This is a genomic window from Methylomonas sp. PHL2-19 (assembly GCF_059331595.1).
In genome coordinates this window covers 1,514,453-1,536,915 of sequence record NZ_CP196839.1, presented here as the reverse complement: position 1 = coordinate 1,536,915, position 22,463 = coordinate 1,514,453, and the positions used below count along the sequence as shown (strand labels likewise).

General features: G+C 54.3%; 19 protein-coding genes and 1 pseudogene. 10 read left to right on the top strand and 10 right to left on the bottom strand.

Annotated features, from left to right (window positions below; translation table 11 throughout):
- The first annotated feature begins 136 nt into the window (after positions 1-136).
- From ACR02O_RS07390 to ACR02O_RS07380, 3 genes are all read left to right on the top strand, one after another.
- Positions 137-1,345, top strand: coding sequence for an efflux RND transporter periplasmic adaptor subunit (locus ACR02O_RS07390; protein ID WP_033158375.1), 1,209 nt, complete (start codon positions 137-139; stop codon positions 1,343-1,345).
- Positions 1,342-3,276, top strand: a complete 1,935-nt coding sequence (locus ACR02O_RS07385; RefSeq protein WP_494523093.1) for a MacB family efflux pump subunit — start codon at positions 1,342-1,344, stop codon at positions 3,274-3,276. Before ACR02O_RS07390 ends, ACR02O_RS07385 begins: the two co-directional genes overlap by 4 nt.
- A gap of 95 nt (positions 3,277-3,371) precedes the next feature.
- Positions 3,372-4,844: an efflux transporter outer membrane subunit gene (locus tag ACR02O_RS07380; RefSeq protein WP_494523092.1), complete on the top strand. Its 1,473-nt coding sequence runs from the start codon at positions 3,372-3,374 to the stop codon at positions 4,842-4,844.
- Positions 4,845-5,310: 466 nt separating this feature from the next.
- Here ACR02O_RS07380 and ACR02O_RS07375 read toward each other — a convergent pair.
- The 3 genes and pseudogenes from ACR02O_RS07375 to ACR02O_RS07365 all read right to left on the bottom strand — a co-directional run bounded on the left by ACR02O_RS07375 (position 5,311) and on the right by ACR02O_RS07365 (position 7,376).
- Positions 5,311-5,833 (bottom strand): annotated as a pseudogene (locus ACR02O_RS07375) (REP-associated tyrosine transposase).
- Positions 5,834-5,892: 59 nt separating this feature from the next.
- Positions 5,893-6,513, bottom strand: a complete 621-nt coding sequence (locus tag ACR02O_RS07370; RefSeq protein WP_319962069.1) for a uracil-DNA glycosylase family protein — start codon at positions 6,511-6,513, stop codon at positions 5,893-5,895.
- 98 nt (positions 6,514-6,611) lie between these two features.
- Complete coding sequence (locus ACR02O_RS07365) at positions 6,612-7,376, bottom strand: exodeoxyribonuclease III (RefSeq protein WP_171694341.1); 765 nt, start codon at positions 7,374-7,376, stop codon at positions 6,612-6,614.
- Positions 7,377-7,448: 72 nt separating this feature from the next.
- Between ACR02O_RS07365 and ACR02O_RS07360 the strand changes: the two genes are divergently transcribed.
- On the top strand, positions 7,449-8,852 hold the full coding sequence (locus ACR02O_RS07360) for an amino acid permease (protein ID WP_458136762.1): 1,404 nt from the start codon (positions 7,449-7,451) through the stop codon (positions 8,850-8,852).
- Between the two features lie 19 nt (positions 8,853-8,871).
- Here the strand turns inward: ACR02O_RS07360 and ACR02O_RS07355 are convergent, their stop codons facing one another.
- Positions 8,872-9,360 (bottom strand): TlpA family protein disulfide reductase, encoded by a 489-nt coding sequence (locus ACR02O_RS07355; RefSeq protein WP_494523091.1) that lies wholly within the window; start codon positions 9,358-9,360, stop codon positions 8,872-8,874.
- 596 nt (positions 9,361-9,956) lie between these two features.
- On the opposite strand from ACR02O_RS07355, the gene ACR02O_RS07350 reads away from it, so the two are divergent.
- From ACR02O_RS07350 to ACR02O_RS07335, 4 genes are all read left to right on the top strand, one after another.
- A complete protein-coding gene (locus ACR02O_RS07350; protein ID WP_494523090.1) occupies positions 9,957-12,512 on the top strand; it encodes a TonB-dependent receptor in 2,556 nt (851 codons plus the stop codon).
- Positions 12,513-12,766: 254 nt separating this feature from the next.
- A complete protein-coding gene (locus tag ACR02O_RS07345; RefSeq protein ID WP_494523089.1) occupies positions 12,767-14,008 on the top strand; it encodes an amidohydrolase family protein in 1,242 nt (413 codons plus the stop codon).
- Positions 14,009-14,075: 67 nt separating this feature from the next.
- Positions 14,076-14,312 carry a FitA-like ribbon-helix-helix domain-containing protein gene (locus tag ACR02O_RS07340; RefSeq protein ID WP_494523088.1) on the top strand — a complete coding sequence of 79 codons (237 nt, stop codon included), beginning with the start codon at positions 14,076-14,078 and terminating at the stop codon, positions 14,310-14,312.
- The gene (locus ACR02O_RS07335) at positions 14,299-14,718 is read left to right on the top strand and encodes a type II toxin-antitoxin system VapC family toxin (protein WP_494523087.1); all 420 of its coding nucleotides are present in this window, start codon (positions 14,299-14,301) and stop codon (positions 14,716-14,718) included. Before ACR02O_RS07340 ends, ACR02O_RS07335 begins: the two co-directional genes overlap by 14 nt.
- Here ACR02O_RS07335 and ACR02O_RS07330 read toward each other — a convergent pair.
- The 4 genes from ACR02O_RS07330 to ACR02O_RS07315 form a co-directional block, all read right to left on the bottom strand.
- The gene (locus ACR02O_RS07330) at positions 14,715-15,632 is read right to left on the bottom strand and encodes a class I SAM-dependent methyltransferase (RefSeq protein ID WP_494523086.1); all 918 of its coding nucleotides are present in this window, start codon (positions 15,630-15,632) and stop codon (positions 14,715-14,717) included. The two genes, ACR02O_RS07335 and ACR02O_RS07330, sit on opposite strands and share 4 nt — an antisense overlap.
- A 125-nt stretch (positions 15,633-15,757) precedes the next feature.
- Positions 15,758-16,546 (bottom strand): 4,5-DOPA-extradiol-dioxygenase, encoded by a 789-nt coding sequence (ygiD, locus tag ACR02O_RS07325; protein WP_494523085.1) that lies wholly within the window; start codon positions 16,544-16,546, stop codon positions 15,758-15,760.
- Between the two features lie 25 nt (positions 16,547-16,571).
- On the bottom strand, positions 16,572-17,450 hold the full coding sequence (locus tag ACR02O_RS07320; protein ID WP_494523084.1) for a pirin family protein: 879 nt from the start codon (positions 17,448-17,450) through the stop codon (positions 16,572-16,574).
- 27 nt (positions 17,451-17,477) lie between these two features.
- Positions 17,478-18,077: an FMN-dependent NADH-azoreductase gene (locus ACR02O_RS07315; protein ID WP_494523083.1), complete on the bottom strand. Its 600-nt coding sequence runs from the start codon at positions 18,075-18,077 to the stop codon at positions 17,478-17,480.
- Positions 18,078-18,179: 102 nt separating this feature from the next.
- On the opposite strand from ACR02O_RS07315, the gene ACR02O_RS07310 reads away from it, so the two are divergent.
- Both ACR02O_RS07310 and ACR02O_RS07305 read left to right on the top strand, forming a co-directional pair.
- Positions 18,180-19,079: a LysR family transcriptional regulator gene (locus ACR02O_RS07310; RefSeq protein WP_494523082.1), complete on the top strand. Its 900-nt coding sequence runs from the start codon at positions 18,180-18,182 to the stop codon at positions 19,077-19,079.
- A gap of 143 nt (positions 19,080-19,222) precedes the next feature.
- Positions 19,223-19,870, top strand: a complete 648-nt coding sequence (locus ACR02O_RS07305) for a hypothetical protein (RefSeq protein WP_458136753.1) — start codon at positions 19,223-19,225, stop codon at positions 19,868-19,870.
- A 95-nt stretch (positions 19,871-19,965) separates the two neighbouring features.
- On the opposite strand, the gene ACR02O_RS07300 is transcribed toward ACR02O_RS07305, so the two are convergent.
- Positions 19,966-21,558, bottom strand: coding sequence for a SulP family inorganic anion transporter (locus ACR02O_RS07300; RefSeq protein WP_101054609.1), 1,593 nt, complete (start codon positions 21,556-21,558; stop codon positions 19,966-19,968).
- A 30-nt stretch (positions 21,559-21,588) separates the two neighbouring features.
- Positions 21,589-22,221, bottom strand: a complete 633-nt coding sequence (locus ACR02O_RS07295) for a carbonic anhydrase (protein WP_171694331.1) — start codon at positions 22,219-22,221, stop codon at positions 21,589-21,591.
- Positions 22,222-22,463 lie beyond the last annotated feature (242 nt).

Genomic DNA, 22,463 nt, shown 5'->3' with positions numbered 1-22,463 from the left:
GCAGACTTGGCGGGCGGCTTGAGCTAGCGTTCCTGCATCCCGCCAAGCCATATCCTGCTATCCGCTGTCGAAGCCATCGCCACTACTGCCGGTCGGGAAACTATCCGTCATCCTCAAGTAGACATACATTATTGCCATGCAGCAATCGCTCGTTTCCTCCCCAAACCGCCGGCGTCTGCGCTGGCTTGCTCTGTTTTTATTGGCTATCGCGGTCGCAGTTGGCGGCTGGTATTTTGCCAAGCAACCCAAACACGCAAACCAGGACAAAGCCGATAGCGTGGAAGTAACGCTGGGCGATCTGGAAGAAAACGTCACCGCCCAAGGCAAGCTGGAACCCAAGGAATACGTGGATGTCGGTGCGCAGGTGACCGGCCAGTTGCAAAAAATCTACGTTAAAATCGGCGACAACGTCCAGGCCGGCCAATTGCTGGCGCAGATTGACCCACGGATCTACGCCGCTCGCGTTGCGGCCGACGAAGCCAATATCAAAAATTTGCAGGCGCAACTGGCCGGCCAGCAGGCGCAAGTGGTGTTTGCCCAACAACAATACGACCGCAACCGCGAACTGCTGAAAAGCCAGGGCGTCAGCGTCCAGGACTTTCAGAACAGCGAATTCACCTTGAAAAACGCCAAAGCTACCGCCGAATCGCTGCAAGCCCAAATCGAACAGGTGCAATCGACTTTAAACGGCGACAAAACCAATCTGGGTTTCACCAAAATCTTTGCCTCGATGGACGGCACCATGGTCGATCAGAAAGCCCGCGAAGGTCAAACCCTGAACGCCAACCAAACCACTCCCACCATCCTGCAACTGGCCAAACTGGATACGATGACAGTGCGCGCTCAAGTGGCCGAGGCCGACGTGATGCGCCTGCGTTCGGACATGCCGGTGTATTTCACCACGCTGGGTTCCGGCGAACGCCGCTGGCAAGGCGCGGTGCGGCAGATTTTGCCGACACCGGAAGTGATCAATAACGTGGTGCTTTACAACGTGCTGGTGGATGTCGATAACCGCGACCGGCAACTGATGACCGGCATGAGCACCCAGATGTTTTTTGTGCTGGGCAAGGCCGAACAAGTGCCGCTGATTCCTGTGAACGCACTGGGCCCACGCCAACGCAAGGAAGATAAAGCCAGCGGTCATGCTTACCAAATCAAAGTCCTTACCGAACAAGGCGTGCAAGACAAAATCGTCCAAATCGGCTTGAGAACCCGGCGCTTTGCACAAGTGCTGGATGGCCTGACCGTCGGCGACAAACTACAAATCAACGCCGGCATGGACGACAAGGCTAAAAACCGCAAAAACAATCAAGGCTATCCCGGCGCCGGAGTGCCCAGACTATGAGCACCCTGCCCCTGCTGCAACTTGAGCATATTCAACGCTTTTACCCCAACGGCGATGCCATCGTCCGCGCGCTGGACGATGTCTCGCTAAGCATCTGGCCCGGCGAATTTGTGGCGATCATCGGCCAGTCCGGCTCGGGCAAATCCACATTAATGAACCTGATCGGCTGTCTGGATAAAGCCGATGTCGGCAGCTACCAAGTGCTGGGGCAAAATGTCGCGGATTTAGACCCTGACCAACTGGCAGAGCTGCGCCGGGAAAGCTTTGGCTTTGTCTTCCAACGCTACAACCTGTTGAATACCGCAACCGCCACCGAAAATGTGGAAATTCCGGCCTTGTACGCCGGTCTACCTAAAGCCGAACGCCAGCAACGCGCCTTGCAATTGCTCGGCAAACTCGGTTTGGCAGAACGCAGCGGTCACAAACCCATGCAACTGTCCGGCGGCCAACAGCAACGGGTTGCTATCGCCCGCGCCTTGATGAACGATCCGCCGGTCATCCTGGCCGACGAACCTACCGGCGCGCTGGACAGCCAAAGCGGTACGGAAGTGATGGCCTTATTGAAAGCCTTGCATCAGGAAGGCCGCACCATTTTATTGATCACCCACGACGACAAAGTCGCCGCCCACGCCCAGCGCATCATTCATATCGCCGACGGCAAAATCGTCAGCGACGGCACCGCCAATCAAAGCGGACAGCGATTGGCACCGCCCCAGCACCGCGGCATCGGCGCGGCTGGGTTGCTGGCCGAACTGGGCGAAGCCGCCAAAACGGCGTTGCGCTCCTTACGCGCCAACTTGTTTCGTACCGCCCTGACCTTGCTGGGCATTGTGATCGGCGTCGCCGCCGTGGTCACCATGCTGGCGGTCGGCCAGGGTAGCCAGGAAAAAGTGTTGGATCAGATGCGGGCGATGGGCACCAACACCTTGTCGATTCGCCCCGGCCTGACCGGCTTTCGCGGCGGCGACGTGGCGACACTCACTTTGGCCGACGCCGAGGCGATTGCCGAACTGGACAATGTCGAATGGGCGTCGCCCGAGCGCAGCAGTCGCTTGACGGTGCGTTACGGCGCCGTCGATTACGCCACCAGCGTGCAAGGCGTCGCGCCGAGCATGCCGATGGTGCGCGACTGGCCGGTCGGCAGCGGCGACTTCTTCGACGAACGCGACCAACGCCGTTATGCGCCGGTGATGGTGCTGGGCGAAACCGTGCGCAAACTGCTTTTTGTGGAAGGCGAAGACCCTATCGGCCGCTTTGTGATGATAGGCAATATTCCGTTTGAAGTGATCGGCGTGATGTCACCCAAAGGCGCCGATGCGATGGGTAGCGATCGCGACGATGGGGTGTTTGTACCGATCAGCACCGGTTTGATTCGGCTGTTTGGGCAGAAATATCTGGGCGGCATTACCGTCAAAGTCCGCGACTTGAACCAGATCGACGCCACCCAACAAGCCATCAGCGACTTGTTGATCGCCCGCCATCAAACCGAGGATTTTCGCATCCGCAACATGGCTTCCATCATCGAATCGGCCACCGAAACCCAGAACACCTTTACCCTGATGCTGGGCATCGTCGCCGCCATTTCCCTGCTGGTCGGCGGCATCGGCGTGATGAATATCATGCTGGTCAGCGTCACCGAACGCACCCGGGAAATTGGCATCCGCATCGCCACCGGCGCCCGCCGCCGCGATATTTTGCTGCAATTCAATACCGAAGCGGCGGTGGTCTGCACCCTGGGCGGGCTGATGGGCGTATTGCTGGGCTTTGCTGCCGGTTATCTGCTGAAGTATTTCGAGATGGCGGTATTGTTCTCGCCGCTGCCGGCTATATTGGCCTTTTCCTGCGCCTTCGGCACCGGCTTGCTGTTTGGTTATTTACCGGCCCGCAAGGCCGCTCATCTGGACCCGGTCGTGGCCTTGGCGGCGGAATGAATAAAGTGGTTAACCTTGACTTCAGGGACTTTCTAACAGCTCAAAAAGACTCCTTCTCCCTTCAGCACCCGTGGGGCATAAAGGAGAAGGCTGGGATGAGGGAATCCAATCAACAGCTTACATCACCAAGGCTTCCCGGTTTCGTGGAAATGAAGACCTATGGCGATTCGAGAATACGTTTGATCAAGCCTGTGCGTTTGCTATTGGCCGGCACAGTACTGTTCGCGACCGGCTGCAATTTATTGACCGAATACCAAAGCCCCGTCGTGGAAACCCCCACACAATGGCGCGAAGCGGCCCAATCCAACACCGCCAACGTCGATCCGCAATGGTGGCGGGCCTTTGCCAGCGAGCAGTTAAACCGGTTGATGGCCGACGCGCTGGCCTATAACAACGACTTGAACGCCGCCCGTCAGCGGATCGAACAAGCCCGCGCCCAGGCCCGTATTGCCGGTGCCGGGCTGTGGCCGGCCGCCACCTTGAGCGGCGATTTTACCGATACCCGCAACAACGCCAGCGACACGCAAAAAACCAGCGGCCAGCTGGACATCGCTTACGAAGTGGATTTGTGGGGCGCCAACCGGGCCCGACGCGATGCCGGCAGCGCGCGGCTGCTCAGCCGGGTGTTCGCCCGCGATGCCTTGCAATTGGTGGTGATGGCCGATGTCGGCCAGGCCTATTTCAATTTGCTGGCTATCCAGGAGCGCCGGCAAATCGCCAGCGACTTTTTGGACACGGTTACTGCAATTCTGACCATCGTCGAAGCCCGGCAGCGGGCCGGTGCCGCTTACGAACTGGAAGTGGCGCAGCAGCGCACCGCCCAGGCCAACGCCCGCGCCAATCTGGACTTGCTGATGCAACAGCAAACCCTGGCGGAAAACACCCTGGCCATTTTACTGGGCCATCCGCCGCAACATCTGGTACTGGAACCGGCGCAATTCGCCGCACTGAGCGTGCCGGCAATCGCCGCCGAGCAGCCGGCCTCGCTGTTGCAACGTCGGCCCGACATCGGCCAGTTGGAGATGGAATTGATCGCCGCCAATGCCGACATCGCCGTGGCCCGCGCGGCGTTTTATCCCAAACTGCAACTCAGCCTGAGCAGCGTGTTGTCTAACCCGCAACCAGCCGGCGTCGCAGCCAGCCTGGCTGCCGGCCTGACCCAACCCTTGTTCCAGGGCGGCCGCCTGGAAGGCGCCCTGGGCAACGCCCTGGCAACCAATGCCGAATTGGTGGAAAACTACCGGAAAACCGTATTGACCGCGTTCAAGGAAGTCGAAGACGCGGCCACCACCTACGCCAACTCCAGCCGCCGCCTGCAAGCCCTGCAACACGCCGCCGCCCAAGCCAAACTGGCCTACGACATCTCGCAAAACCGCTACCGGCTCGGCGCGGTCGATTACCAGGCCCTCCTAAACGCGCAAAGCAGCTACCTGACCACCGAAAACAGCCGGGTACAGGCCAGACTGGACGTGCTGGTCGCCCAAGTGCAGATGTATAAGGCGCTGGGTGGTGGTTGGGCGTTGAGTGAGCAGAATACCGATTTATCGGCTGTGGCGCCGGGGCCTTAGCGGCAGATGGATTGGGGAAGATGTTACAGCCTTGCTAAATCTCGGAAAGGCAACTATTCTTCGGCGCTAGATTGGAATAATTGAAGGCACATTATGTGCACTCGGCTTGGCGTTTCTGTGAGGAAACCGGTGTTCCCCGGCTCGTTTTGCACGCAGAACAGCATCCGCATAATTCTCTACAAAACAATAATTTATCTAAATTAAAATAAGAACCACATGGTTACATTAACTAGATTATCGGACTAGCGTTGGCCTTTAAATTGCGTTGAGTACCTTTAGGAGTCTCATTTATGTCACCGCTTGAAGCTAAGCTCGTAGGGCGCATTAGCGATAGCGTAATGCGCCGCATGTTTGAAGGCCAACATACGGCGCAATACGGCTGCGCCTATTGACGCCCTACAATTGGACTTGTAACACGAAAACCGTAAGGCACCATAGCCAAAGGGCATTGTGCCGTATTTTAAAGTTACTCAAAGTCATATAAATCTCCGTCAATTCCTGCCCAATCTAACGGATAGACGCCCTTTTCAACCCATCGGTGAAAAGTCGAGTATGGCCAGTCTTTTACTTGTTTTACCCAACCATGTTTCACCGGGTTGTAATGGATATAATCCAAGTGGGCTTGAAAATCAGCTTCATCCGGTATCAGGTGTTCCCAATAACGCCGTTGCCATATTCCGCGTTCTCCCCGCTTTATTCTTACGGTCGATCTCCGTTCGGTTTTGGGTATTGCCTTGGAAAATCCAATTTTTATCAGCCGTATTCGCGTAGCGTAGTCGATGTCGTTTTCCGGCAATTCGATCAAACAATGCATGTGTTCGGTAATACCACCCAACCGTGAATTTTGAACGGGTGATGAGTTTTTACCGTTTTGATCGCATCTTTTAACGGTTGAATATGCCGAATCAACAGATCGTTACCATTCCTTTGTAACAAATTGATGGTAAAAAATAGGTATCGCCGGGGTGCCAAATTCTTCGGTAATCCATTTTTTATTTTCAATAGGAAGTTGATTAAATGCGGCGCAATGCCCGTTGGTTATTGCGCCCTACGTTGGACGCCCCAACACTTGCCGCCAGGCCGCATGTTCCTGAATAGTTGCCAATGCCGCTTGCAGCAAACCGGCACCCGGCTCGGTGCGATGCCAGGTGGAGGCACCGGAGGGATGCGGCAGCGGGATGACGTCGGTGTCGTGGCCGTGAAAATTCAGGCGGTGCAAACCGCCGATGACCTCGCTGAGCTTATCCACCTCCAGCATTTGCTGAATCGCCAGTTTGCCGACCGGGATGATCAACTTGGGCTGCAACAGCGCTACCTCCGCTTGCAGCCACCCCGCGCATTGCTGAATTTCCTGCGGATTGGGTACGCGGTCGCCGCCCTTGGGGTTTTTCCCCGGAAAGCAGCGGCACACCGCCGCCATATAGACCCGCTCCCGAAAACTGGCTTCGTCTAGCCCGATCTGGGCAAACCATTTGAACATCGTCTTACCCGCCGTCCAGGCAAACGGCCTGCCCAACACCCCTTCTTTATCGCCGGGTGCCTGACCGATTAGCAACACCGGCGACAATACCGGCTTGCCGCTGACCACCGGGCGGATCATGGCCGGGCAGCGAGTACAGGCCAGCAGCGCTTGACGGTGTTGTTGTAGCAAATGCTGTTGGTCGCTCATGATTGTCGGAATAAAAAAATTAAAAACATCCCTCACCCTAACCCTCTCCTTTATGCCCTGCGGGTACGGAGGGAGAGGGGACTTTTCGATCATTTCGCTCAAAGCGCCAGCTCGATGCCGACCGGGCAATGATCCGAGCCGAACACATCCGGCAGGATGAACGCATCGCTGATTTGCCCGAGCAGCGCCTGGCTGGTCAGTACGTAATCAATCCGCCAACCGATGTTTTTTTCGCGGGCATTGGCGCGATAGCTCCACCAGCTGTAGGCCACGGTATCCGGGTGCAGATGTCGGAAACTGTCGATCAGACCGGCTTCGACAAAATGACTGAAGCCGTCGATCTCGACTTGGGTATAGCCGGCGGATTTGTTGTAGTTGGCTTTGGGGCGGGCGATGTCGATGGCTTGATGGGCAACGTTGAAATCGCCGCAGGCAATCAGCGGTTTTTGGCTTTGCAGTTTCTGCATATAGGCCAGAAATTCTTTATCCCAGGTCTGCCGGTAATCCAGCCGCACCAGGCCGTCGCCGGAGTTGGGCACGTAGACATTCAATAAATAAAATTTTTCGAATTCCGCGACGATGATCCGGCCTTCCTGGTCGTGCTCGGCGATGCCCATGTCGTGCACTACCTGAATTGGCTCCTGCCGGCTTAATATCGCCACCCCGGAATAACCCTTGCGTTCCGCGGAGTTGGAGTACAGGTGATAGCCGTGTATATTTTCCAAAGCCTTGCTGACTTGCTCGTCTTGGGCCTTGGTTTCTTGCAGCAACACACACTCGGCATCGAGTTGGCCGAGCGTATCGGCAAAACCTTTATCTTGCACGGCGCGAATGCCGTTGACGTTCCAGGAGATGATTTTCATGTGGGGTTCCATTGGGATAGACCGAATTGACTGGGTATTTTACCGGCTTGCGCGCCGCAAAGGGGACGCGATATGAACAATTGGCGCCAGCGTAAACCCTGGTCGGCCGCGGACAACCTGCCGACAGAACAGTGCTTGCCCGCCACGTTGAGCTGGCCGCACCTGATGGCGCTGGGCGTGGGGGCGATTGTCGGCACCGGCATTTTGACCTTGATTGGGGTTGGCGCGGCCAAGGCCGGGCCGGGGGTGATCCTGGCGTTTGTGATTGCCGGGGCGATTTGCGCCTGCGCGGCCTTGGCTTATGCGGAGATGGCGACGCTGATGCCGGCCACCGGCGGCGCTTACACCTATGCCTATATCGTCATCGGCGAATGGGCGGCCTGGTTGGTGGGCTGGAGCTTGATTTTAGAATATTCGCTGGTGGTTAGTGCGGTAGCGGTGGGTTGGTCCGGTTACGCGGCGCCGCTGTTGCAGGAAGGCTTGGGCGTGCCGATGCAGTTGATGCAAGGCCCGGAACTCGGCGGGTTGATCAACCTGCCGGCGATTTTCATCATCCTGGTTGTCACCATGCTTTTGCTGATCGGCACAAAGGAAAGCGCCAGCGTCAATGCCTTGTTAGTGGTGGTCAAGCTCACCGCATTGCTGGTATTTATCGCGGTGGTGTTGCCGCTGTTCCAAGCCGAACATTTCCAACCTTTTATGCCGTTTGGTTTCATTAAAACCTTGGGCGCGGACGGCGTCGAGCGTGGCGTAATGGCTGCGGCGGCGATCATCTTTTTTGCCTTCTACGGCTTCGATGCGATTGCCACCGCGGCAGAAGAAACCCGTAACCCCGACCGCGATTTGGCGCTGGGTATCGTCGGTTCGATGCTGATCTGCGTGGCCATTTACGTCGTGGTGGCGGTGGCTGCACTGGGCGCCTTGGATTATCGGCGCTTCGCCGACAGCCCGGAGCCCCTGGCGCTGATTTTGCGCGAGTTGGGCAAACCTAACGCGGCACGCTGGCTGGCGGCATCGGCGGTGATCGCTTTGCCGACGGTCGTGCTGGCGTTTTTTTATGGGCAAAGCCGGATTTTCTTTGCGATGGCCCGTGACGGCTTGCTGCCGCGCGGCTTGGCCAAAGTGTCGCCACGCGGTACGCCGATTAACACCAGTTTGTTTACCGCCGTGATCGTCAGTCTCATCGCCGGCGTGTTTCCGCTGGCGGACATCGCCGCACTGGCCAATGCCGGCACGCTGCTGGCATTCTGTGTCGTGGCGGTTTGCATGTTGTTGCTCAGGCATCAACAGCCGGAAATGCCGCGGAAATTCTCGGCACCGTTTGTCTGGATCACCGGACCGGTGGCGATAATGGGCTGCCTGTATCTGTTTATCAGCCTGCCGAGCACTACGCAGCTGTATTTTCTGATCTGGAACCTGATCGGCTTTGCGGTTTATGGCCTGTACCGTTTGCGGCAGCCCGCGCCCCACGGCTGACGGGCCGGGTTTGGCTGCATTACATTTTCAGCTTACCGAGTTGCGCCTCGAATTCTTCCAGCGACATCGCCCCGCTCTTACCCTCCCGCTGATGGCCAGCGTCGAAGAAATAGGTTCTGGGTAATTCGCCATACCAGGCCGGGTCGATCTCGTAACGCAGTTTTTCGGGATTATCGGAGGCGAAAGCCCAATTCTCCAGCCCGCCGAGTTTATGGCTGTCGATGATACGTTTGATCTCCGGCAAGGCTTCCGCGTCGTCGGTGGCTAGCATGACGATTTTCAGAGCCGGATGTTTCTCGTGCAGCTTACCCAGTATGTCCATGTCCTTCAGGCAGGATGGGCAATCCACCGACCAGATCGCCAGCATTAACGGCTTGTTGACATTTGCCGCCAAAATCTGTTGGTAACTGCCGGGAGTGAAGGGTTTTATTTCGGCCTGTTCCGCCAAAACCACGCTACCGCTAATGAGGTTTAAAGCTAGACCGACCAGAATGGTTCTTGTGTTCATAGTATCCTTATTAAATTAGCTGCCAGGGCCGAATTTGCCATCAAAAAGAGGAACACCTTAGCGCCAGTCCAGACGACATTCAAGCCCAAACGGAAGAGATGACAATAAAGTTGCTGTGGTCCATGTTCAACTCAGGCGATGTAGTCATTTAACATAGTTTATTACTTTGCTTTTACCTACCGGCTGCTTTAACGAATGGTTTAATCTTTTTAAGCCACGCAATCTTGTGCAAACCAATACGCCTATCAAATTATTGAACTATCCGACATTTTTTTAAAAATCTCGCTTGTTTAAAAGTTTATGTCTCAGACATAGCACCTTGGAATAGCAAGGCGTATCGCCCAAAAAAACCTAAAAAATCAGTTAAATAACACAGTTTATTAAAAATAAAACACGACTATTAATTATTTATCAATAAAATCAAAGACATTTAATCTTGGCCCCAATCTTGCCGGAGATTCGGAATATTTTTTATCCGGAAAACCTGTTAGCTATCAGCATGATCCAGCTCGGAAAATCGCTCAAATTGAGTAGATCAAAAGGCTAAAACAAACTTCGCAATAATCCAGAAATAATAATTACAACCGAGATCAAACGTGAAAAATCAATCCGAAACACTTGATAAATCAGCGTCTTATAGATTGCCGATGCGTTCTTTATTGTCTACTGCTGTTCTGCTGGCTATTACCAGCAATGTCGCCATCGCTGAAACACAGAAGAAAAGTACTGGCGACGCCACGAAACATACGGCAAAAAATGCAGAAGCTTCCAAGCCAACAGATCAGCCCACTGCTAACAATAGTCAAACAGCATCAAAACAAGTGCCCTCGGAAACGCCGGCTGTGGGCGGCAGCAACAAAGACGAAGTGATGGAAGAAATGGTGATCACCGGTGAAGTGGCGAAAGACTCGCATTTCACCTCGCCATCAACCCGCCTATCACGCGCCGAAATTGAACGGCAAAATGCCCAAACCACGGAAGAAGCCGTCAAGTATCAACCGAGCTTGCAGATACGCCAGCGTTATATCGGCGACCCGAACGGCGTGTTAGGCATCCGCGGGGCCGATATGTTCTCGACGGCCAGAAACATGGTGTATGCCGATGGCTTACCGCTGCACAATCAATTGCAGGCTTCTTTTAACGGTGCGCCGCGCTGGTCGATGGTGGGCCCAAACGAAATCGACGCGGTTGACGTGGTTTACGGTCCTTTCTCCGCGGAATACAGCGGCAACTCCATCGGCGGGGTAGTGAACCTTAAAACCCACATGCCAATGAAAGAAGAGTATTACGCGGAAACCAGCTACTTTGTGCAGCCTTGGGAGAATATTGGCGCGGATGGCGGCACCTTTGACGGCAACCGGCAATATTTTTCGTACGGCAATCGTTTGGATAAATGGTCTGCGCTGCTTTCCTACAACCGCTTGGAAGCGGAAAGCCAGCCTATGAGTTACTTCATCGATAATACCGGTTTGCGCAATCCCAACGGCACGCAAACAGCGGTAAACGGCGCAGTACCGATTTTGGACACCCGCGGCACGCCCAGTTACATTTACGGCGACAGCGGCCCCGAGTTGGTCAATACCGACCTGGTTAAACTTAAAGTGGGATACGACATCACCCCGGATTTGCAGGCGATATTTACCGGCGCATTCGAGGAACGTACCCGCAAATCCGAAAAACCGCGTAATTACCTGACCACTGCAAACGGCAATGCCTACTATGGCGATAACAACAACGCTGCAAACAGCGTTCGTGATGCAGTCTTTGCTGGGCGGGCATTCAATGTTCAAAATAGCGGATTTGGTCCCTCAGACGACGAAAGGCAAACCATGCAAATCGGCATGCAGGTAAAAGGGGCTATTTCTGACACATGGGACATCGACACCACGTTTAGCTATCTTGATGTCATAAAAGACGATCGCAGATCCGCAAACTTCTCTCCCGATGACCCTATAAATGTAAGCAATGCAAGCAATGCGCAGGGTGGAAACGGGCAATTGCAAGTTTTTGACGACTTCAATTGGAAAAATTACGACTTGAAGCTCAGCACGCGGGAATTTTTAGGCTGGAAACCCTTGGAGTTTTTAGGTGGCTACCACTTCGATAACTACAACATGGATTTCAAGCAATTTGGTTATGACAACTATTCGGCAAATCAGCTTGGCTCAGAACAGTTAGGTAGACGTAATCGAGGCGAGGTGACAACCAACGCTATGTTCGGTCAGTTCGCCTATCACTTTGCGCCCGATTGGGATTTGACCTTGGGCGCACGTTACGAGTGGTGGCTGGCAAACAGCGGTATAGGCGCTGGAGCGCCTTTGCCGGACCGCAGTGCCGATGCCATTTCACCCAAAGCTTCGCTGGGCTTTGAACCCGCAAACTGGAAGTTTCGGTACTCGTTTGGCCGTGCCTACCGGTTCCCGGTCATCGCCGAGATGTATCAAAATATTACGAACGCGACCAGCAGAACCACTGCCAACGCCGGCTTGCAGCCAGAGGACGGCTGGCATCATAACTTCATGATCGAATACGGGCTGGATAACGGCTACGTAAGGGTCAACGTATTCCGGGATGATATACGCAACACGATCCAGCAAGTCCGCCGCGCGTCCGGCGCCTTTACTGATAATGCGTTTCAAAACATTCCTGCTACCAGCACCACCGGCGTAGAATTGGTATACGACCAAGCTCGCGTGCTTGATTCTGACTTCGATTTAAATTTTAACGCCACTTGGATGAATGCCATTGTCGAAGACGGCGGTCCAGACCTGAACTTCCAGGAAGCCAATGGCTCGTTTACCCGTTACAACCTGACCGGCAAAGAACGGATTCGCCTACCCGAATGGCGCTTCAATGCCCTGGCTACCTACCACATCAATGAGGCTTGGGACACTTCGATGGCCGGCCGATATACCAGCGACTCTTACAACGATATTGATAACAAAGACCACGTCAACAACGTGTTCGGCTCCCAGGACGGCTTTTTCTTCCTGGACTTTAAAACCAGCTACCGCTTTAAGTACGATTTGCTGGGTAAACCTGCGAAAAGCCGCATCTCATTCGGTATCAACAACCTGACGGACAAAACGGCTTATGTGTTCCATCCTTATCCGCAAAGAACGTTCTTCCTTGAGGGCGCAATAAGTTTCTAAGTTGTAAGAAATTTTTTAACCCGGCCTCTACACAACGTTGCTCCCGCAAAAGCGGGAGCGCAGCAGCTGCACGAAACTCCTGAGCCGTCTAACGGCTTTCACCTTACAGGAAATTTAAGAGCCGGGTTAATAATCACCCAATCTGCAAGGCCATGGCGCTAGCACCAAGCCAAGCAAAATCCGCCCCAACCTCTTTACAACCCATTTGATTTTGCGGATCCTATCCCCACAGTATCCGACCTAGAAAACAGCCCATGACATCAAACCATCGTGTGCCCGCTACCAGTCGCGCCCGCCGCCGCTTTTTAAAACTGGCGGCTACCGGCTTGGCCACCGCCAGCATGCCGGCGTCTGCACTGTTTCGCTTAACTAATCCCTGTCTCGATCCGGCCGGGACGCCTGCTTCGGCCTTGGAAACCGCCGCTTGGCAAGGCATCGATCCGGCAGACTGGTGGGATTGTCACACGCACATCATCGGCTCCGGCGACGGCGGTAGCGGCATTACGCAAACGCCGGATATGCATGCCCCGCTCAAGCACCCGGTGCAAACCCTGCAACATTGGGCTTACGCCAACGCGGCCTGCATCCCTGACACGAACCAAGACACCGCCTTCGTCAAACGCTTACAAGCCCTGATGGACAACATGCCTAAAGGCGCCAAGGCCATGTTGTATGCGTTTGACCGTGCGCATGGCGCCAGCGGCGACCCGGATCATGCCAATACCACATTCTTTGTCCCCAACGAGTACGCTCAACGTTTGGCGCAAGCCTATCCGCAACGCTTCGAATGGGTAGCCAGCGTTCATCCTTATCGCCCCGATTGCGTGACGGTACTGGAACAAGCCGCCGCCAACGGTGCCCGCGCCGTGAAATGGCTGCCGCCGGCAATGGGCATAGACCCGGCGTCGCCGCAATGCGACCAGTTTTATAAAGCGGCTGCAAAATTGAACATACCGATCATTACCCACGGTGGCGAAGAGAACGCATTGCATGGCGCCGACCAACCTTTGTTCGGGAATCCGCTGCGTTTGCGGCGAGCTCTCGATGCCGGCGTCCGGGTGGTGATTGCCCATTGCGCGACATTGGGCAAGGATGTGGATGAAGACGGCCGGGAAGTGCGAAGTTTTGATTTGTTTGCCAAGTTGATGGCGGATAAACAGTGGCAGGACCGGCTATACGGTGACATTTCGGCGATTGTGTTACGCAACCGCGATATGGGCGTGATCAAAACCCTGCTGACGGAAACCAGCTGGCATAGCCGCTTGCTGTACGGCTCGGATTACCCGTTGACCGGCATTTTGCCGTTGATCTCGCCGTCGGCGTTTGCCGAAGCCGGCCTGCTGGCGGACGATGCCGTCGAACCGTTGCTGGCTCTCCAGGAATATCACCCGTTTCGCTTCGATTTTGTGTTGAAACGCAGTTTGTCGTGGCAGGGTAAGCGTTTTGCCGACGGTGTATTTGCGACTCGGCCGTTTTTTACGGGCCAACAACGGTAGAGTTAAAAGACTACCGCTACGCCAAAGCGCATGCTAGCATTGATAGCACCACCTCTTGGAGTTAGCTATGCCCAGCCTTGTTGTTAGAAATCTTGATGAAACGCTGGTTAAGGCTTTGAAAGCCAGAGCTGCCGCCCACCATCGTTCCACAGAAGCAGAACATCGCGCCATCCTGGCGGAGGTTTTGACCGGGCCGCAACGGAAATCTTTTACGGAAGTGCTAGCCGCCATGCCCAATGTCGGTTCGGATACTGACTTTCTGCGTGTGGATACCGAGAGCGATTTGGCTGATGTATTTGATTGACACGAATGTGATTAGCGAAATCCGCAAAGGCAGCAAGACAAATCCGGGCGTTAACCAGTTCTTTGCCGGCGTCGCCCAAAATGATCACAAGCTGTATATTTCTGTCGTCACCGTCGGTGAATTGCGGCGCGGCGTGGATCTGATTTATCACCGCGGCGATTTTAGCCAATGCAAGTTACTCGAGAACTGGCTAAACCAGCTTATGCAGGAATATCGCCATCATGTCTTGCCTATCGACAACGAGATTGCGCTGGTTTGGGGGAAAATGCGCGTACCAAATCCTCAACACCCCTTGGATAAATTGATCGCCGCTACGGCGTTAATTTACGATCTTACCGTTGTCACGCGGAATGTTGGTGACTTTGCCGGCACAGGAATTCGGGTCCTCAATCCATTCGCGGATTAAGCCGTCGCCCGCAGCAAATTCCCATAAAACAAAGCCTTACCGGTTTGGCTCTGCATCCACAGTTGCTTGATTTCGAGTTGGCGTTTAGCAAAACAAGGGGCGGCAGCGCGGGCTAAATCCTGCAAGTCCACTTTGGGAGAATAGGTGTTCAGGACTAAAAACGCCCCAGGATTCATCAAGCCGCGCGCCGTTTCGATCAAGTCGTCCAGCTGATTTTCCAGTTTCCATTTTTCGCCCTTGGCGCCTAAACCCCAGGCCGGCGGGTCCATGATGATGCCGTCGTAATGGTTGCCGCGCTTGAGTTCGCGCTTTGCAAATTTCAAGGCATCTTCCAGCACCCATTGGATGTTGGTCAGCCCGCTACGCGCCATATTGTCGTGGGTCCAATCCAACATTTGCTTGACTGAATCCACATGCACCACTTCCGCGCCATTCGCCCTGGCCACCAGTGAGGCCGCACCAGTGTAAGCAAACAGGTTTAATAGTTTGTCGCCCGGTTTGACCCGCTCGGCGATGAACCGCCAGTTGGCTTGTTGTTCCGGAAACAAGCCCAGGTGTTTGAATTTGGTCAGCTTCAGACCGAACTGCAATTGTTGATAAGCAATTTGCCAGTGTTCGCTAGCCTGCGGCTTCAATTTTTTCCAGGTGCCTTGCGTGGATGACAGCTCTACAAACTCCCAATCCGCCCTCGCCTGCCAATCCGGCCACGACCAACCCGGCTGGAAATGCGCTTGAATCTCCGGGCGTATCGTCACCACGTCACCCCAGCGCTCCAGCTTCTTGCCGTCACCGGCATCCAATAGTTCATAGTCCGCCCAGCCAGCGGCGACTTCGCGCAGCGTATTTCCAGGAACGGCAACACTATTGCTGGCTTTGTTTTCAGGTGACTTGCGGCGAATTGGATCGTTGGGCATATTGCTGGCGGCGCACAGAATGGTTAATCGGCGGATTTTATGCCCGAATGCGGAAACAGGCCACCACAAACGGCGAATATCTGACGCTCAGCGGAAGTAAGCTGAATTTAGCGTCTACATGCCCGTTAACCTATTTGCACAGACAACATGGCAATCGCGCCCAGCGTGGTTTTGTCCGTGAAAAAACCGACCTGTTCGCCGTCACCTTGCAAGCCCAGGATGTATAGGAGGGGCAGAAAATGTTCGTCTGTCGGGATGGCCAACGCCGCATCGCTTAATTCGCGGTATTTGACGACGGCGCTGTGATCGCCTGCGGCAATCAAGCGTTTAACCCGCTCGGCAAACGCGACGGCACAGTCATGAGCCGTATCCCGCCAAATCAAAGCTTGCAAGTTGTGTACGATATTACCGCTGCCGACGATCAACACCCCCTCGTCTCTCCAGCAGCGTAAGGCTTTACCCAGTTGGTAATGCTGCTCAGGCGACTTTTTTGTATCCAGACTGAGTTGTAAAACCGGGATGTCTGCATCGGGAAACAGATGGCACAAAACCGACCAACTGCCATGATCCAAACCCCAGTCCTGATCCAACTCAATCCCAGGCATCCGCGCCTTGATCCTCGCCGCCAATGCCGGACTGCCCGGCGCAGGATAGACAAAATCGAACAAGGCTTGTGGAAAGCCGTAGAAATCGTGGATGGTCCGTGGCTGCGGCATCGCAGTAAGCCGTGTGCTATCGTTTTGCCAATGCGCCGAGATGCATAAAATCGCCTTGGGCCTGGGCAGATTTTGTCCCAGTTCCGCCCAAGCCCGACTGAATTCGTTATCTTCCAGCGCATTCAACGGACTGCCGTGACCGATGAATAAGGCCGGCATCCTCGGCAAGTGCTGGTTGTCGGGCTGGGCCGTATTCATCGTCTCTACTCCCATATGTTTGCTTCTAAGCCGCGACGTTAAAACGACCGGCTTGATAATCGTCTATGGCTTGCTCGATTTGCTCGCGAGTGTTCATCACAAATGGCCCATGCTGCGCTATCGGTTCACGCAAAGGCTTGCCGGCCACCAGGATCAAACGACTGTCTTGCTTGGCCTGCAATATCACCCCATCCGACTCACCGCTGCTTAACACCGCCATGCGTTGCGCAGCTACCGACCGTTCTGCCACCGCCACCTCGCCGCGATACACATAAAAAAACGCATTGTGACCGACGGCTAAAGACTGACTGAAACTGGCCCCAGCGGGCAAATGCACATCCAGAAACAGCGGCTCGGTATCCGGCCGTTGAATAGCGCCCGCGATGCCATGGCTGCTGCCGGCAATCACCCGCACCTTGACGCCATTGGCCGTAAGCAATTCCGGAATCTGCTCGCTTTGCACATCTTGATAACCGGCCGGCTGCATTTTCTGGGCGGCAGGCAGATTGATCCACAATTGAAAGCCTTCCAGCATGCCGTCTTTTTGCTCGGGCATTTCCGAATGGATAATCCCGCGCCCCGCCGTCATCCATTGAATACCGCCGGTTTCCAATAAGCCTTGATGGCCGGCGTTATCGCTATGCCGCATCCGGCCGGTGATCAAATAAGTCAGGGTTTCGAAACCCCGGTGCGGATGATTGGGAAAGCCGGCGATGTAATCGTTGGGCTTATCGCTGCCGAAGGCATCTAGCATCAAAAATGGATCGAGGCGTTGCTGCAAGGCTTGGCCCAGCACGCGGGTCAATTTCACGCCGGCACCGTCCGAGGTGGCGTGGCCAACCACTAGCTGCTCGATAGCGCGGGACCGCATTACGTCATCGCTTTTTACTGTGTCTGTGTTCATCGCTGTTCTCCTATTTAAGGTTAACGATCAGGCTGCCAATGCGGCAATCTGTGTGGCCGCGGCTTGCAGGGCCAATTGCTCGGCGTCGCCGCCCATCGCCAAGCCTTCCGCGTAGATAAAGGTGACATCGGTCATACCCAAAAATCCCAAGACGGTACGCAAATACGTGCTTTGGCTGTCGGTCGCTGTACCGCTGTGTTTGCCGCCGGCGGTCTGGATCACATACACCTGTTTGTTTTTCAACAAGCCTTCCAGGCCGTTTTCGGTGTATTGAAACGTCACCCTGGCCCGAGCGATAGCATCTATCCAAGCTTTCAGTTGTGCCGGAATCCCAAAGTTATACATCGGCGCGGTTAACACTAGGATGTTGGCGTGCTGAATCTCGGCAATCAAGGCATCGTCCAGCGCCACCCGTTGCGCTTGCTCGGGGTTGCGCTGTTCGGCGGGCGTACTCAGCGCAATCAAAGCCGCTTCATCCAGCAAAGGATGCGGGGTTTTCGCCAAGTCGCGCACGGTCAATTGTGCAGCGGGCGTTTGCTGGCGTAAACCGGCCACCAAATTGTCGGCCAGACGGCTGGAATAGGCATTTTCGGCACGGATGCTGGAATTGATTTGCAGAATGTTCATTTAAGTCTCCCAAAGGTGTTGAAGTTGGGTTGACTATACGCCGGGATAATATTGGGCAGAAGACCGGAAAATGGATAACATTGTTCCACTGGAGGAACAATCATGCAGATAGAACCGAACGACCTGTGGCTATTCGCCAAAATCGCGGACGCCGGCAGTTTTTCCAAAGCCGGCGAATTGCTGGGTTTGCCTAAGTCAACCTTGTCACGACGGATCAGCAATCTGGAAAAACAACTGGGCGAGCGCTTGCTGCAACGCACCACCCGGCAACTGAATCTAACCGAATTTGGCTTGCGCTTGCTGCAACATGGCCGGCAAGTGGGCGAAGAAATCGAAGCGGCGATGGCATTGGCACAACATCGGCAAATCCAGCCCAGCGGTGTACTGCGCATCTCGATGCCCAACGACTTTGCCAATCTGTTTTTGGCTCCCTTACTGGCTCAATTCAGCAACAGTTACCCGGCCATAACCCTGGAAATCGATCTATCCGCGCGACGGGTGGATTTGCTCAGCGAGAGTTTCGATCTGGCGATTCGGATGGGCGATTTGCCCGATGACGCGACGTTGACGGCCAAGCGTCTGAATCTGCAAACCTGGGGTTTGTATGCGTCCCAAGCTTATTTGCATAAGCGCGGCACACCGGCGCACCCCGAAGAATTATTGGAACACGATGCCCTCAGCCTGCTGGCCGGTAATCGGGAAGCACCGGCCTGGCGCTTGACGAGGGGCGAACAACAATGGCTGGGCATGCCGCCGATACGCATCAAAGCCAACTCGCCGGAACTATTGGTCAAACTGGCCATGCAGGACCAAGGCATCGTCGCCGCGCCGGACTCATACGCCAGCAATTACATGCCTAATCAAGAGTTAGTGCGCGTGCTGCCGGAATGGTGCTTGCCGCAAACCACGGCTTGGCTGGTGTTCCCCGGCCGGCGTTTGATGCCGACCAAAACCCGGGCATTTATCGATTTTTTGGAAACGCATTTAAATGCCTTTGCATGACACGGTATCGGCAACTGGGTAAACGGCAAAGCCGCCTGGCCGCATAGCTTATTTGTTTGATTGAAATTATCTGTGCCTATAGAATCGCCGCCGCCTAACGCATGGTTAGGAAGCCTGTCATTTCAACAATTTAAGGAAAATTCATGTTTAGATCTTTGGCTATTTCACGCGGCATCCTTCTGTTAGGCGGCGTGCTGGCGATCAGTTCGGCACAAGCAACCGTGGTTGCCGGCTCGGATTTCATCAAGACTGCAACGACTCACTATATCATTGACAACGCCGCAAGCTCGGCTACATACCAACCGTCTTTCATATTGATCGGTCCTTATGGTGGCGAGGCTGCCGAGAATTTCGGACCGTTCAGCATCTCCGGTTCATTTGACGTCGAACGCTATCAAAGTACGACAAACAGCGAAACCACCAACAGAATTTTGTTTACCAACGCCCATGTCACGCTGAACGGCGCCACCCATAGTTTCGATTTTCCCAGCTTTTTTAGTGCCATGACTAGCGACACCGCATTTCAGACATTGGTGCTCCCCGATCTTTGCTCCAGTATTCCAGGTGGAGTCTGCGCAACAATGCCGAATCTAAACCCGTCTTCTTGGTCCGGAACATTGAGCAATCAATCGATAAGCATTGACGGCTTCGCGGCAGTCGATAACATAAAAGCGGGTTACAGTTATCACATACAGGCGTCCGTGGTCCCGTTGCCAGCAAGTGTCTGGCTATTTGCTTCAGCCCTGGGACTGGCCGGCATCACGCAAAGAAAACAGCGTGTCATAAAATAGTTCGTAAGGCATCGGATCCGCCGAGCGCAAGGCTTTGCATCTTGCTGGATTGATGCAAAGCCCGCGTGTCGCAGAGCCTATGAACGTGTTTCCCGCTAATGCCCAGCCGCAGCCAAGCGGGGTATGAAGACGGCTTCCTGCTCAAGCAATCGAGACTCCAAGGCCAAACCTTGTAATTCCACTTGGATATTGCGATCCGGTGCCGCTTGCAGGAAATCGCTCAGCGTTTCCAGAATATCGTGATCGATAAACAGGGCTTTGCCGCCGTCGATGATCAATTCGCTATCGTCGGCGATACCGGCAAGATAATTACGAAGCAAGGCTTTATTTAAAAAAGACACGTCCTTGTGCAGCCTCAGCAAGTAGTTGGGCCCATGCTGGGTTAAGGTAATAGCCGCATGGAAGTTGGCCCGCAAGACGAAAAAAATACCGCACACCATGCCGATCGCGATACCTTCCAACAAGTCGGTAAATAAAATCGCGAACACGGTAATCGCAAACGGCACAAATTGATTCAGACCTTTTTGGTAAAACTCCACAAACATGGCCGGCTTCGCCAGCTTGTAACCGGTTTGCAGCAAGATTGCCGCCAGACAGGCTAATGGGATCATGTTCAGAAAATGCGCGAAAAACAATACGCTGATCAATAACAACACCCCATGGAAAAAGCTGGATACCCGGGTTTGACCGCCGGCATTGATGTTAGCCGAGCTGCGCACAATCACGGCCGTGATCGGCAAGCCGCCTATCAAACCGCTGAGCAAATTGCCCAGGCCCTGAGCTTTCAATTCGCGATTGGTCGGCGAAACCCGTTTATGCGGATCGAGCTTATCCACCGCTTCGACGCTTAGCAGGGTCTCCAGGCTGGCGATGATGGCCAGGGTGAGCGCGATGCTGTATATCTTGGGATTGCCGAGATAGCTGAAATCCGGCAAGCGCAACTGGTTTACAAAATTGCTGGTGGAGCCCAGTTCCGGTAAAGACACCAGATACTTGACGCCGATAGACCATTCAGGTGCCGCAGCCAAGGCCCAGGCATTGAAAGACACGCCCCAAATCACCGCCAACAACGGCCCAGGAATCATCCGCAAGGCATTAAATTGTTTGATGAAAGCGCTTTCCCAAAAAATCAGGATCAATAAAGCCACGCCAGCCACCAGAGTCGCGCCGGGCGAAATGCCGTGCAGTGAGTGGGTAAACTCGATGAAGCTGGAACCGGCGGTATCCGGCATATAACTCTCGTCCGCCGCGTAGCCCTCATCGTAACCGGTGGCGTGCGGGGTTTGCTTGATGATCAGGATCATACCTATAGCCGCCAACATACCTTTGATCACCGCGGTAGGGAAAAACGCGGCAATCGCCCCGGCCCGAAGGAAACCGAACAGCATTTGGAAAATCCCGGCAAACATCAGACTCAACAAAAAAGCCTTGTAATTGCCCAAGGTTTCGATGGCGTTGAAGACGATGACCGTCAGGCCAGCCGCGGGGCCGGAGACACTGAGCTGCGAACCGCTGCACAAGGACACCACGATACCGCCGATCATGCCGGCGATAACCCCGGCGAATAAGGGCGCGCCGGACGCCAACGCCACCCCCAAACACAAGGGTAAGGCCACCAGAAATACCACGATACTGGCCGAGAAATCCTGACGAAAATATTTCAGGTAATCATTAAATTGCATTTTCATAGACGGTCTCCGTGCGGATAACTGGGAGCCTTAATGGGCGTATTGGTAGATGTTGTGAATCGGCGACGTGGCGTCGATGTGTATCAACTCATTCAACAAACCGTCGTGCAAACCGTATACCCAGCCGCGCAAACTGACTTTTTGGCCGGACTTCCAGGCCGATTGCACGATAGAGGTGTGGGCCAGACGTTGCACTTGTTCGATGACATTCCACTCGATCAATTTGTTGAGTTTGCGTTCGGGCTGCAAATTGTCCAGTTCGTCTTGGTGCAAGCGATATACTTCCTTAATGTGCGTCAACCACTTGTTGGCAATGGCCAAATCACCGCGTTGCTGGCGCAAAGCGGCTTCAACACCACCGCAGCCATAATGGCCGCAGACGATCACATGCTTGACCTTTAAGGCGTTAATCGCGTACTGCAGCACGCTTAAACCGTTAAAATCGGTGGTGATGACTTGATTGGCGATATTGCGGTGCACGAATATTTCGCCGGGTTGGGCATGAACGATGGTATCGACCGGCACGCGGCTGTCGGAACAGCCTATCCATAAAAACTCCGGATGTTGTTCCTTGGCCATATTGATGAAGTAATCGGGCTGTTTACCGGTCATGGCTTCTGACCAGGCTTTGTTTTCCAGCAGCAATTTGTTGGGAGTCTGCATAAACCCCTCCTCTTGTGTCGTTGCGATGTAAACGATGCGATTCTTAGGCGTCGCACTTAAGCAACCGATGTATTGGAAGATCGTATCGGCGCCGAACAAATAATATCGAATCGAAATTTTTATGCAAGCAATAACGTTTCGATTCGATATTTTTATCACTAATAATCATTAGCTTGAGGGGGTATACGCACCGCTTATGCAGACCTAAGCAGTGGTTCTGATACTGACTTATTTAAGACGCG